Consider the following 13,209-nt stretch of genomic DNA (forward strand, 5'->3'; position numbering starts at 1 on the left):
TATCAGTTTTTTTGTGTTCGGGCTGGTTAGGGCCTGCCGTCAGGCAGGCCCTTGTTTTACCAGCTCGGTCTGGTAAATCGGTCCCCGTACAGGATCGCAAATTGATTCATTGCCACTTTCCAGTCGTGTGCCGCATGACCCCAGTTGGCGGTGATGTTGCGCAACCCAAGCCATATCAGTTTCGTCGCGGCCTCATCGGTCGGGAAGTGCCCTCGAGTCTTGATGATCTTGCGTAACTGGGCATTGATGCTCTCGATGGCATTGGTCGTGTAAACCACTTTGCGGATGCCCGCCGGGAAAACAAAAAACGGTATAACCCGATCCCAGGCGCGACGCCATGCAGCAACCACAGTCGGATACTGCTTGCCCCAGGGGCCCGCTTCAAAGGCGTTAAGCTCTTGCTCAGCCACATCTGCATTGATCGCCTGGTAGATCGGCTTGAGTGCTTTGGCCAGTGCCCGACGTTTATCCCAAGCGGCATAGTCCAAGCTGTTGCGGATCAGATGCACGATGCAGGTTTGCAGCGTCGTGGCAGGAAAAACCGCCCCCAACGCCTCCGGTATTCCTTTGAGGCCATCCGTGACGGCGATCAGAACATCTTCAACGCCACGAGTCTTGAGGTCGTTGAACACCTTCATCCAAAACTTGGCACCCTCGGTGCTCTCGATCCATATACCCAGAATGTCGCGCGTGCCATCAGGTAATACCCCCAGCGCCAGATAAATAGCCTTGTTGCACACTAACCCCTCGTCCCGGATTTTGACCCGTAACGCATCGAAGAAGATCACCGGATACATCGGTTCCAAGGGTCGTTGCTGCCAAGTGCCCACCTCTTCCATGACCGCATCGGTGACTGAGCTGATGAAGTCATGGGACACGTTAGTTCCATACTGCTCAGATAGAAAAGCGCGGATCTCACGCACCGTCATGCCCCGGGCGTACATGGCAATTATCTTGTCGTCGAAGCCTGTAAAACGTCGTTCGTGCTTGGGAATCAGGATCGGGGCGAAGCTACCATCGCGGTCTCTGGGGATATCCAGGCGAAGCGGCCCGTCGTCGGTCAGAACCGTCTTGCTGCTTTTGCCATTACGCTGATTGGTCGACTCCTCAGGGCGCTCCGCGCCCTGAGGGTAACCAAGGTGGTGACCCAGCTCGGCGCCTAGCGCACGCTCGATCAGAGCCTTCTTGAACGCCATGGACGCGTCTTGAATGGCTTCGGCGCTCATCGGGCCTTTAACAAACTGCTCGATCAGCTCTTGGGGAATCGAGGGCAACTCCCTCGCTGTTGCATTGGCGGACTTCTTTTTGGTCGGCATACATGCACCTCTAGCTACATGTTATGCCCGAACACAAAATTTCTGACAGTCTCGCATTTGAATCGGCGCGATCAGGCCACGATTGACCAACAACAATGTGAGCAGCCCAACAAGTACAGCCGAAGCAAGCATGATCACAGTGCCAAACATAATCGTTTGGTCCGCAGCTTTGCTGATAAGTGTCGCCTGTTCGTTACTGTTCTTATGCAGGCTTTCTACCAGTTGACTCATTTGCTCACTGACCGCTCGATCTATTCCTTTTACCACAGCGTCACCGACCATTGGATCACCACCGGCCGCGACAAACGCATCACGTCCTTTGCGATAAGCCAGCCCCAGCGTTTTGTGTTCGCTGATAAGTTTCTGCACTTGGCTCCGTGTCGAGTCCGAAACGCCCTGTACTTTCATAAGCTTGTCAAGAACTTCCTGGACCTGCTTTTCTTCCTTCTCGAATTGTGCCCAGATAGTGTTCAAGTCCGCCGATGCTTTACCGCGCAACAGCACGTTTTTCCATTCTTGGACCTGAATTTTGAATTTCAAATTGGCCTCATCGACCAATTGCGATACCTGTACCGGCCCCTCAAGCAAGCCGCGATAAGATTCTAAGCTATTGGAGAGGAGGTAAAAGCAGATCAGCGCGACCAGCGAAACCACGATCCCTCCCATCATGGCAAGAACCTGAATGCGAAAAGATTTAGCCATTAAAAATACCTCATGAAGGGATTACGGCGGTGCGCAATCTGGAAATTTTTGACCGCCCAGTAGGACGTAACAAGAATTGTTTTTACAATATCTGCTACACATCGGCTTCAGAAGAAAATTCTTAATGAACTTTATGCACACGGACGCCAAATTGCTCGACAAGTGCCTATTGGCCTTAACCGACTAACGTTGCGCCAGCTCGTCGCGGACCTTCATGACGGTCGTAGTTGAACACGCAGCATGCCTCGCTACGGCGCGGATTCCGAGACCCGCAGCCAGCAGCTCACCCACTCGGTTACGCAGTTCTGCGTCTACGGGTCTGCCTTTGTAGACGCCTGAAGCTTTTGCCTTCTCAATCCCTTGTGCCTGGCGCAGTCTTCTTTGCTGATAGTCCTTCCTGGCAATCGCGGCCATCATATCGATCATCATGTAGTTGATGGCCGCCAGCATGCGGTCGGTGAACTCGTCCCCCGACTGGGCCGTCATGCCTTGATGACTGGTAGGCAGATCCACAGAGACGATCCGTATGCCTCGGTTATCGATTGCTGTTTTGAGGGATCGCCAAGCCTGGTCATCCATCCGCGACAGCCGATCGATGCTTTCCACCAGCAGCACGTCACCTCGGCGAGCATCTTTGAGTAGTCGGATTAATTCCGGGCGGTCGGCATGGCTGCCACTGGCATTTTCCATGTAGCACGATGCGATGGCCTTGCCGTAGCCGGAGACAAACGTTTCCAAATAATCGCGCGCTCGACTTGCGTCCTGGTCATCGGTCGATGCTCGAAGGTATGCACGAATGAACATCGGTAGATCTGTCTCATTTTGGGTGTAGTCAAATCATTGTATCAAATTGGGTGTACGTTAAGTGCGCAAAGCTGAAATCTGTTGGGCTGATTTTCGTGTCACTTGGGGTATACCCTATATTGACATTTGTAGTAGCTACAACTGGTGACAAAATAGATTGAGGACGTAACTGAACAAATGTAGCGACAAGTGATGACGAATCTAGCCAAAATCTTAGGCAAGCTGTCATAAACGTCATAAGGCGGCATTGCACCGCACAGATAGGCCTAAAGTGGTTCCGTTGATTGCTAATTCCGACACTGATCGCGAGTCGGCCTGCTCCGGTCTGCTGTCATGGTGCGCTCGCGGGCCATTCCACAGGCATAAAGAAACCGCCGCAGCGGGGTCATTTGAACAGCTCTGCATGAGTGCCTATATCAACAAAAATCACATCTGTTTTCGTAACCTGGTAGACCAGTAAGAAATCTCCTCGGATATGGCATTCTCGGTTACCCGCCCATTCGCCTTGCAATTCGTGATCTAGGTACTGAGCCGGCAACGTATCACCCTCCCAAAGCATTCTCATCACATCCCTGGCTTCGGTCATAGGCTGCCGGCCGGCATCATTGTGCCGCTTCCATGATTTCTTAAATTCAGGCGTGTACGCCGTTCTCTTTGGCAACGGGGCGCGCTTTAGATTTGCTGGTCTTGCGGGCTTCTTTGCCATCTAGATCCTCGAACAATTCGTCAATCGAGTCGAACCGACTGCGGATCTCACGGGCTTGAGCCAAAGCTCGAGCCGTTTTCTCGGAAGGCGCCTTCACTTCAAAAGGGAGCCCCCTGGTTTCCACAACTTGACGAAGAAAGAGACGCATCGCATCGCTCAGGCTCAGGCCGCAAGCGCTCAGCACTGCAGTAGCTCGCTCTTTCAAATCTTCTTCGATGCGGCAACGCACGTCGGTATTTTTCAGTAGTGCTGTCATAATATCACCTTTCAATGCTGTTTGTAGCTACATTGTTACTACGCTAATTCTGGGCCCTTTCGCAAGTAACTACAAGTAATCGCGCATCATTTCTGATCATCGGTCCAACCTGTGAAAGGCCTACAGCGAATTCCCACCGGCGGTGGAGACCGGCTGAATCGCAAGCCTATGTTCATGCATAGGAATTTCAAAATGCCTATGCATGAACCTGACGCTGTGAAGGAGGCGTCATGCCTTCATAGCGATGCGTAGGAAGACGCTGATGCGTTACTTATGCAGTGAAAATCCCTATAAATCCGCATTAACACAGTTTATTTTACCGCTGAGCCTAGGTGCGGACGCACCTTCCCCCTGTCAGGGCTTCACGTACCTCATCTGCGCGATCGCCTGAGCGTTGAGGACCAGTCCCTGCACCGTCAGCCCGCTGATCGCTGCCGTGTATACCATCCGCGCGCCACACAGCACGCAGCGGAACGGATCGACGTTTAGAAAGGCTTTGGCCATCGGCGCAAAATACAGCTTTGGTACCGGTCCTGGCGTCGCCATCTTCAGTGCTTCATACACCTTCGGCAGGTATTTCCCACACACCCGATTGGCCAGAAAACCAAAATACCGGATCATCCGGAAATGCTTTTCCGGGATGTGCTGGACCACCCGGCGCAGCATGTCGGCCTGGCTCAGCGTTTCCTGCTGATAGGTCTGCGTGCGGTGATCCAGGTAGGTAAAACTCAAGGTCGCGCTGTTGGTGTAATGGGCCAATCGGCTGCCCGAGATGGGCGGTTTTTTCAGGTAGCGGCCCAGGTAATTGACGGTCTTTCGGCCGTTTTTCGTCTTCTTCGACAAGTGGATGTGCCAGTGCTGGCCACCAGCGGTCAGTATCAGACGGCGCCAGTCGCTTTCACAGTGGATGTGGGCCAGCTGCGGCGGCATCGTCAATTGCGAAAGCGGCTGTCCCAGCAGGTAATCGCGCACCAGCCACATCCAGCGCCGCCGCAGGGCCTCTTTGTGGAACGACAGATTTTTCCAGACGCCCTGCTCATCCAGGCCGCCCGCGGTCACCGACAGGTGGACGTGGGGATGCCAGTTGAGCCGCCGGCCATAGGTGTGCAGCGCACCGAAAATCCCGACGCGCAAACCGCGCCGCTTGGCGGTGTAGATCAGGTTATCGGCCGCCAGACGAAACAGCGCATCGAGCAGCCAGCGGTTGTAGAAGAACAGGGACCACAGCGTGTCGGGCAGCGTGAACACCAGATGCTGCCAGGGGCAGTCGGGCAGACGGTTGTTTTGCACGGCGATCCACTGGTCGGTGGCCTTTTTGCCGCAGGAAGGACAGGCCCGGCAATGGCAGGTGTTGCACAGGTATTTGACGTGCGGGCAATGCTCATTGCCACAGGTGTAGTGTTTGACGCCCAGTATCGAGGTGCCGCAGGCGAGCATTTTGCTGATCGACTCCACTTCGATTTGGCGCAGACCGCCGGCTTCCAGCAAATCTGCCCAGCAGCCGTTGGCCGTGAAGAGGTTTTTGAGCGGTCGAGGTTTGTAAGCAGGCGGTGCAGAGGCCACGTCAGCAGGGCGGCTCCTCATCGTGGTGAATGACGGCGGTGATGGCGAATCCGCCTGGCCCTTCTCTCATCTAAACGCTTACGCAAGAAGCGTCGGGAAACCTGTCGTTCAGATACGTTGTCTGGCAGCAACTACAAAGATCGACATCACCGAAAGGATCGATATCGAAGGAAAAGTCGGTATCGGGCACGAAGGTAGTATGCCCGGCGCGTTGGAGACGGGTCTGCTTTGCCTTGGCTTTTGCCCGGCTCGCCCGTTTACGTTTTTTGGTCTCTGACGCCATGTGTAAGCCTGTGCTGAGGAGGGATCGACTCGATTTCGGCTATGATAACCGATTTCAAAATCCCACAATTTGCAGCCGCAGGCTGCCCAGTTCTGGACAAAAGTCGGTAAATTATTTCAGCAAACCTGTCAGTCCACGGATTCAGAATGGCAAAAACGCAGGCGTGTGATTGATACCCGGTTGTTGGTCGTATTCATACTGAAGATGGTTTTAAGTAGAAACCTGCAGGGTTATGGCAGCAGCCTGGGCGCACTGTGGGAGTCGTGTGCAGACAAAGGGATCGCTCTGCCCCGTACGGATGCCGTTGCAGCATCTTCCCTGTGTGAGGCCCGGCAGAAGTTGCCAGAAGCCGTTTTCAAAACGCTCTACGACGAACTGATTTCACTGTGGCACGCTCACCGGGACACACCAACCTGGAAAGGGCATCGGGTCTTTGCCATCGACGGATCGAAAATCAATGCGCCCCGCAGTCTGCTGGAATACGGCTATAAAACGCCACGGGAGACGACACGGCATTACCTTTGCGCCATGGTGAGCGGGTTGTACAATTTGCAAGAGCAGTTGATTTTACGATTTCGAGCTGGCACTCATAAAGACGAACGCCGCTGTGTGCCGGAACATCTGGCAAAACTGGAGCGGGGATATCTGGTCATTTTCGACCGGGGTTACTTCAGCTACCAGATCCTGCATCAAGTCTTGGCCAGCGGGCAACACGCCGTATTCCGCCTGCAGCAAGGGACCACTAATTCGCAGGTGGCCGCGTTCTGGGATAGTGACCGCAAGGATGCCATCATCGACTACGTCCCGTCGCCCGCTGTGAAACATGGCCTCAAGAAGCGCGGACCCACTACTGGGTTTCAGCCACTTGCCATCAGATTGGTGAAATGCAGGATCGAGGATGAAACCCATGTGTATGCCACAACCCTGATGAATCAGACCGGTTATCCTGCGGACTGTTTTGCGGACCTGTATCACGGGCGCTGGGGCATCGAAGAGTTGTACAAGGTCTCGAAACAGTTCATTGATGTGAAGGACTTTCATTCGCAAACAGAGCGCGGTGTAAAGCATGATATCTCCGGACACTTCCTGCTGATCAACCTTGCCCGGCTGTTTGAAACAGACACGCGCAACCGACTGCCTTGCGATGACCAGCCAGTGGAATCCAACGCCACGACCTCATGGCCACAAACCGGCAAGACGTTGAAAATCAATTTCAAGCATTGTATGTTTTTGGTGGGACGCCACTTGGAAAATCTGGTGCTGATGCCCGGACGGACTCCTGCGAACTGGCTGGACAAGGCGATGGTGGCAGTGGCCCGAATCAGACAGCGCAAGCGCCCCAGGCGGCAGTACCCGCGGCGCTCCTCCAAGCCCCGCACGCTATGGAATTCGTTTGGAGCACCACCAAAACCTTTACCGAATGCCATTGTCCGGCTTACACCCCCTATACGCAAGCCAGTGCGTGGTCGGCCAGCGCGGTCGTTAGTGCTTATTAATTTTAGAGGACTAGCATGGTTTGAAGGAATGGTTCAGGTGTTTTGGATTTTGGCGGCTGCCGTTAAAAGGTGCTGTTTCAGTTTCATTTAAAGAATCGTAATCCGGGTAGCACGTAAGGTCGAAGAGGGTAGAGTCGCGTTATGTATGACCATTTTAATTCACCCAGTATTGATATTTTGTACGACTACGGTCCCTTTCTGAAAAAATGTGAAATGACGGGAGGCATAGGCAGCTATTCAGCCGGAACGCCCACCCCTCGGGTAGCGATAGTCGGTGCCGGCATCAGTGGGCTGGTCGCTGCAACTGAACTATTACGTGCGGGAGTCAAGGACGTTGTCTTATATGAATCGCGTGATCGAATCGGGGGACGGGTATGGTCTCAAGTTTTCGATCAGACTCGTCCACGTTACATTGCAGAAATGGGTGCGATGCGCTTTCCTCCCAGTGCAACTGGCCTTTTCCACTACCTGAAAAAGTTTGGTATTTCGACGTCGACCACCTTTCCGGATCCTGGTGTGGTGGACACGGAGCTGCATTACCGTGGCAAGCGCTATCACTGGCCAGCGGGCAAAAAGCCGCCCGAATTATTCAGGCGAGTCTATGAGGGGTGGCAGTCTCTATTGTCCGAAGGTTACCTCCTTGAAGGCGGTTCTTTAGTTGCCCCGCTGGACATTACCGCAATGCTGAAGTCGGGTCGTCTGGAAGAGGCAGCGATCGCATGGCAGGGATGGCTCAATGTATTCCGGGATTGTTCATTCTATAACGCGATTGTCTGTATTTTTACTGGCCGCCATCCGCCAGGCGGCGACAGATGGGCTCGTCCTGAAGACTTTGAGCTGTTTGGCTCGCTTGGCATAGGCTCGGGCGGGTTTTTGCCAGTCTTTCAGGCTGGCTTTACGGAAATACTGCGGATGGTTATCAACGGATACCAAAGTGACCAGCGACTGATTCCGGACGGGATATCCAGTCTGGCCGCGAGACTCGCTGATCAGTCGTTTGACGGCAAAGCGTTAAGGGACCGCGTTTGTTTTAGCCGGGTAGGTCGCATTTCCAGAGAAGCTGAAAAAATCATCATCCAGACGGAAGCAGGAGAACAGCGTGTATTTGATCGAGTAATTGTCACTAGCAGTAATCGGGCCATGCAAATGATTCACTGCCTCACGGATAGCGAGAGCTTTCTGAGTCGTGATGTCGCTCGTGCTGTCCGCGAAACCCATCTGACAGGTTCATCGAAGCTTTTCATTCTCACCCGAACCAAATTCTGGATAAAAAACAAGCTTCCCACCACCATCCAGTCGGACGGTCTGGTGCGCGGCGTCTATTGTCTGGATTATCAGCCCGATGAACCTGAGGGGCATGGCGTTGTTCTGCTCAGTTACACGTGGGAAGACGACGCTCAAAAAATGCTGGCGATGCCTGACAAGAAAACGCGTTGCCAGGTACTGGTTGATGACCTTGCTGCGATACACCCGACGTTCGCCAGTTATCTCCTGCCCGTTGATGGGGATTATGAGCGGTATGTATTGCACCATGACTGGCTCACCGATCCCCATTCTGCGGGCGCTTTCAAACTCAATTATCCCGGCGAGGACGTTTACTCGCAGCGATTGTTTTTTCAACCAATGACAGCGAACAGTCCCAATAAAGACACGGGGCTCTATCTGGCTGGCTGCAGTTGCTCTTTTGCCGGAGGGTGGATCGAAGGTGCTGTCCAGACAGCATTGAACAGTGCTTGCGCGGTGCTGCGCAGCACCGGAGGGCAACTGTCAAAAGGCAACCCGCTGGACTGTATCAACGCCTCCTATCGCTATTAACAGTCCTGAGAGCAGCGCTAAGCTAATACGGGTGAAAAGAGCATGCATGAAATAATCACACTTGAATCGCTGTGCCAGGCATTGGCTGATGGCGAGATTGTCGCTGCGGAGCTGCGCGAGCGTGCGCTCGATACTGAGGCCCGCTTGGCCCGTTTGAACTGTTTCATACGTGAGGGTGATGCGGTCAGCCAGTTTGGCGAGGCTGATCATGCAATGAAGGGTACTCCACTCTGGGGAATGCCGGTTTCCTTCAAGGATAATATCTGTGTTCGCGGTTTGCCGTTGACAGCCGGGACGCGAGGAATGTCCGGTTTCGTATCTGATCAGGATGCTGCGATTGTCAGTCAACTCAGAGCCCTCGGGGCTGTGGTCGCTGGCAAGAACAACATGCACGAACTCAGTTTCGGAGTGACCTCCATCAATCCTCATTGGGGAACCGTGGGAAACCCCGTGGCCCCCGGTTATTGTGCCGGAGGTAGTAGTGGTGGAAGTGCCGCCGCAGTGGCAAGTGGAATTGTTCCGCTGTCGGTGGGGACCGACACGGGGGGCTCGATAAGAATACCGGCGGCCTTCTGCGGCATTACGGGCTTCAGACCCACTACTGGACGCTGGTCAACGGCAGGCATTATCCCTGTTTCTCATACAAAGGATTGCGTTGGGTTGCTGACACGAACGGCAGGCGACGCCGGATTTTTGTACGGACTGTTGTCAGGCAAGCAGCAGTCTTTTCCCCTGAGCAGGACGGCCCCCTGTCGAATCGGCCTACCGGTCTCCATGTGGTCCGATCTGGATGGCGAGGTGGAGAGGGCATGCGTGAATGCACTCAGCCTGCTGCGCAAGACAGGGTTCGAGTTTATTGAAATTGATGATGCCGATATTGTCGAACTGAACCAGACACTCACGTTCACCGTTCCGCTTTACGAATTCTTTGCCGACCTTGCTCAGTCATTGCTCTCCTTGGGCTGGAAGCACGGTATCCATCATATTTTTGCACAGGTTGATGATGCCAACGTGAAAGGCATCATCAATCACCACCTTGGGGAGGGCGCTATAAAACCGGCTCACTATTTGAGTTCACTGCAAAATGGCGAGCTGTTGAAAAGAAAAATGGATGAGCTATTTGCTCGTCATAATATCGAGCTCCTGGGGTACCCCACGGTACCTTGCCGGGTACCTCATCTGGATCATGCTGACCGACCAGAGTTTTTCAGTCAGGCAATTCGCAATACCGACCTGGCCAGCAATGCGATGCTCCCCTCCATTACTATTCCTGTCGGGCCAGAAGGGCGATTGCCGGTCGGCTTGAGCTTTGATGCTCTAAGAGGGCGAGACGCACTTTTGCTGAGCAGAGTCAGTGCCATAGAGCAGGTATTAGAACGTTGAGGGGGTTGTAAGCCGGAATCCCAGAAATTTCCGTCACCCAGTGCCAAGTCCAACCACGAGTACATCCAGGCGGCGGTCTCGACGAAAGCGACAGACCTTATGCATAGGAATTTCAAAATGCCTATGCATCAAGATGGAACTTTTTCTTGCCCGCTACCACCCATTTTTGTTTTGCAGGTTCAGTTTCCTGCAAGCCCGTAAGCGGAGAAAATCAGCATATGGTGGGTATCAGCAGAGCAGGGTCATCTGGCGCTTATTTTGGTGGGTACACAGATCCGCCACGAATGCATCTAGGCGGCGGTTTAGGCGAGAGCGAAGACTTGACAGCGCAACTATTTCTGCATCGAAATTCACTATGAGCTACAGATGATCTAAGAGTTTAACCCTATTCTAAAGAGATAATTGTTATGGGACTATGTATTTCAAGACCGTCTAGTAGTAGCTATCGTGAAAACTTGGAAACTTCTGCAAGTTCTCCGAACACCAGGCCTACTTTTGGTCATCAACCCGCGTCTACGAGCTACAGAGCATCAGACGAGATGAATGAACGTCCTGCAAAGTTTTCTCATTTTCAACTTGCACGACGTGGTGGAAATTATACCCTTAAAATGGTTTCTTTAGACGCTTATCAAGCAGAAAGACGGCACAGTGGCAATGCAATAAAGGATCGCAGTGAATCTACATTCCCGTGGGTCCGTGTCTATCACTCTAAAACAGGTTTGGATTACAGCTTTCAGATCGACAGAACCACTACTGTCAAAGTGGCGGGGTTCAACGGCCTTACACCCAACGACGAAGGGACTCGGCATCTATACAGTGCTGGCACGAGTCAAATAAACATGCCTGTTGTCACAGATAACATGACTGCTTGTATTGCTGTTGCTTGTGCTGCAGAAAACGTGGATGCTGACACGGGTGAACGTATGCGGGGCGCGCAGGTCCGCGTATTCCATCTGCTCCCTTTTTGTCACGAAGACCTTGTGCCAGAAGAGGTTTTAGCGTCTATACGCGATTATCTGCAAAATGCCAGAGCACAGGGTCTGACAATGCGTGTCGCCATGCATGGTGGGGATAGAGAGGGTGATTTTTCAGTTAGCACGGCGGATGCATTGAAACAGCTATTTGCAGATGAAGGGATTCCTCTAGAGTTCGACGAGACCTGCGCAAACAGAACTTCTGACACTCTGCTGGGCGCTGTTATTTTAGATGACAACTCGACTCACTTTATAAAACATTTGGTGACTGGCTAACTAAACCAACACTAGGTGTAACCTTAAAATGAAAAATCCCCAACCTGCAATCAGCGCGGTTTTTGACCAGGATTAATTGCGACTGACCAGATGGGGCAACCAGCATTAACTGCGAATAAACCTGTATTGAACCGCGCTGAAGCGGTAAATCCAACGATCGTATCACCGGCCACCATCTGGCTGTCGTAAAACAAGTGTTTTACGACAGCACTGATGCACCTGGCGAATATGATCGTGCAGACGCTCTAGAAATGTGCGGAAAACTCTGTCGCATTCCGCTACCATACGGAAACCTATTCTTGATGGTTATTCGTCTATGTTGGTTGGGTACATGCGCGTGTCGTCGGACTCAGACAGGCAAAACACTGACTTACAACGCGATGCGCTGCTCAGTGCCGGCATCGATGCACGACACCTGTTTGAGGATTACGTCTCCGGCACGAAGGATAACCGCACGGGTTTGGCTCAAGCGCTCCAATTCGTTCGCCCCGGCGACGTACTTGTGGTCTGGAAGCTGGATCGGCTCGGTCGCTCGCTGTCGCATCTGCTCAGCATCGTGACCTCGCTCCGGGACAAACAGGTGGCGTTCCGCTCGCTGACCGAGGGCATGGATACCACCACGGCGTCTGGCGAGCTGCTTTTTCATGTGTTCGGTGCGCTCGCGCAATACGAACGCGCGCTGATCCAGGAGCGCGTCGTCGCGGGTCTGGCCGCCGCCCGGCGGCGCGGTCGCATTGGCGGACGGCCGCAGGCGATCACCGGTGAGAAGCTGGATGCCATCGTTGCTGCGCTGAACGATGGCATCTCTAAGGCCGCCGTGTGCCGTAACTTCGGTGTTAAGCGCACCACCTTGATCGAAACCCTGGCGCGTGTCGGTAGGCAAGGTTACGGAAGAGTTGCTGATGATCCATAAGAACAAGCTGATCAGTGTCCTGTCCGACGCCGAACAGGAAGCCCTATACGGGTTGCCGGATTTCGACGACGGTCAGCGACTTGAATTTCTATCGTTATCGGAAACCGAACTGGCGTTCGCCGGCAATCGTCCCAGCCTACCTGCCCAAGTCTACTGCTTTTTGCAGATCGGTTACTTCAAGGCCAAGCATGCCTTCTTCCGCTTCGACTGGAACGAGGTCGAGGACGATTGCACTTTCGTGTTGAGCCGCTATTTCCACGGCGAGACGTTCGAGCGCAAGCCGATCACCAAACATGAGCATTACACCCAGCGCGAAGGGGTCTCCGAGCTGTTCGGCTATCGGCTTTGGACGGCCGACTTCCTGCCGCAGCTTGGGCAGCAGGCCACGCAAGCCGCAAGGCGTGACATGACGCCAGGGTTCGTGGCCGCCGAGCTGATCGTCTGGCTCAACGAGCACAAGATCATCCGGCCCGGCTACACCACCCTGCAAGAGCTGGTCAGCGGGGGTCGCCTCAGAAAACGGATTTTAAAGTACGCTAAGCGATTTCAGTCGTCGTAATGGCCGGAATCTTCCTCCACCCACCTTGACGGTGCTGCGTCACAGGTAATCACCAGTTAGGTTGATGTGCTCCCAGCCCAGCGGCGACAGGTACTGCAGCAGCGATTCATCGACAGCGGTGCCATGTCTGTCAACGCCAACTAAAAAGTGACCCCCTTCCGTG

General features: G+C 53.6%; 11 protein-coding genes and 2 pseudogenes. 6 read left to right on the forward strand and 7 right to left on the reverse strand.

All coding sequences use genetic code 11. From position 1 onward, the window contains the following. Positions 1-56: 56 nt before the first annotated feature. The 6 genes from AC4ANK_RS28780 to AC4ANK_RS28805 all read right to left on the reverse strand — a co-directional run bounded on the left by AC4ANK_RS28780 (position 57) and on the right by AC4ANK_RS28805 (position 5,368). Positions 57-1,316: an IS256-like element ISPsy17 family transposase gene (locus AC4ANK_RS28780; protein WP_054082596.1), complete on the reverse strand. Its 1,260-nt coding sequence runs from the start codon at positions 1,314-1,316 to the stop codon at positions 57-59. 21 nt (positions 1,317-1,337) lie between these two features. Next, positions 1,338-2,018, reverse strand: a complete 681-nt coding sequence (locus AC4ANK_RS28785) for a hypothetical protein (RefSeq protein ID WP_460385262.1) — start codon at positions 2,016-2,018, stop codon at positions 1,338-1,340. Positions 2,019-2,201: 183 nt separating this feature from the next. Continuing rightward, a complete protein-coding gene (locus AC4ANK_RS28790) occupies positions 2,202-2,822 on the reverse strand; it encodes a recombinase family protein (protein ID WP_031598751.1) in 621 nt (206 codons plus the stop codon). Positions 2,823-3,207: 385 nt separating this feature from the next. Continuing rightward, positions 3,208-3,528, reverse strand: a complete 321-nt coding sequence (locus AC4ANK_RS28795) for a type II toxin-antitoxin system YafQ family toxin (RefSeq protein ID WP_015060653.1) — start codon at positions 3,526-3,528, stop codon at positions 3,208-3,210. Beyond that, positions 3,455-3,784: a type II toxin-antitoxin system RelB/DinJ family antitoxin gene (locus AC4ANK_RS28800; RefSeq protein ID WP_031598753.1), complete on the reverse strand. Its 330-nt coding sequence runs from the start codon at positions 3,782-3,784 to the stop codon at positions 3,455-3,457. Before AC4ANK_RS28800 ends, AC4ANK_RS28795 begins: the two co-directional genes overlap by 74 nt. Positions 3,785-4,138: 354 nt before the next feature. Beyond that, positions 4,139-5,368, reverse strand: a complete 1,230-nt coding sequence (locus tag AC4ANK_RS28805; RefSeq protein ID WP_460385263.1) for an IS91 family transposase — start codon at positions 5,366-5,368, stop codon at positions 4,139-4,141. A 331-nt stretch (positions 5,369-5,699) separates the two neighbouring features. Between AC4ANK_RS28805 and AC4ANK_RS28810 the strand changes: the two genes are divergently transcribed. The 6 genes and pseudogenes from AC4ANK_RS28810 to AC4ANK_RS28835 form a co-directional block, all read left to right on the forward strand. Further along, on the forward strand, positions 5,700-7,217 hold the full coding sequence (locus AC4ANK_RS28810; RefSeq protein WP_460385264.1) for an IS4 family transposase: 1,518 nt from the start codon (positions 5,700-5,702) through the stop codon (positions 7,215-7,217). Between the two features lie 50 nt (positions 7,218-7,267). After that, a complete protein-coding gene (iaaM, locus tag AC4ANK_RS28815) occupies positions 7,268-8,941 on the forward strand; it encodes a tryptophan 2-monooxygenase (protein WP_002556046.1) in 1,674 nt (557 codons plus the stop codon). A 42-nt stretch (positions 8,942-8,983) separates the two neighbouring features. Next, positions 8,984-10,324: an amidase family protein gene (locus AC4ANK_RS28820; protein ID WP_460385265.1), complete on the forward strand. Its 1,341-nt coding sequence runs from the start codon at positions 8,984-8,986 to the stop codon at positions 10,322-10,324. 407 nt (positions 10,325-10,731) lie between these two features. Continuing rightward, positions 10,732-11,574: a XopAF/AvrXv3 family type III secretion system effector gene (gene xopAF, locus AC4ANK_RS28825; protein ID WP_002556048.1), complete on the forward strand. Its 843-nt coding sequence runs from the start codon at positions 10,732-10,734 to the stop codon at positions 11,572-11,574. A 316-nt stretch (positions 11,575-11,890) separates the two neighbouring features. Next, on the forward strand, positions 11,891-12,487 hold the full coding sequence (locus AC4ANK_RS28830) for a recombinase family protein (RefSeq protein ID WP_015060659.1): 597 nt from the start codon (positions 11,891-11,893) through the stop codon (positions 12,485-12,487). Beyond that, a pseudogene (locus tag AC4ANK_RS28835) lies at positions 12,477-12,989 on the forward strand (DUF4158 domain-containing protein); the annotation flags it as partial. The gene AC4ANK_RS28830 and the pseudogene AC4ANK_RS28835, both read left to right, overlap by 11 nt. A gap of 99 nt (positions 12,990-13,088) precedes the next feature. Here the strand turns inward: AC4ANK_RS28835 and AC4ANK_RS28840 are convergent. Beyond that, positions 13,089-13,172: pseudogene (locus tag AC4ANK_RS28840) on the reverse strand (Tn3 family transposase); the annotation flags it as partial. Positions 13,173-13,209 lie beyond the last annotated feature (37 nt).

It is taken from the genome of Pseudomonas sp. Pmew2, from assembly GCF_058129885.1.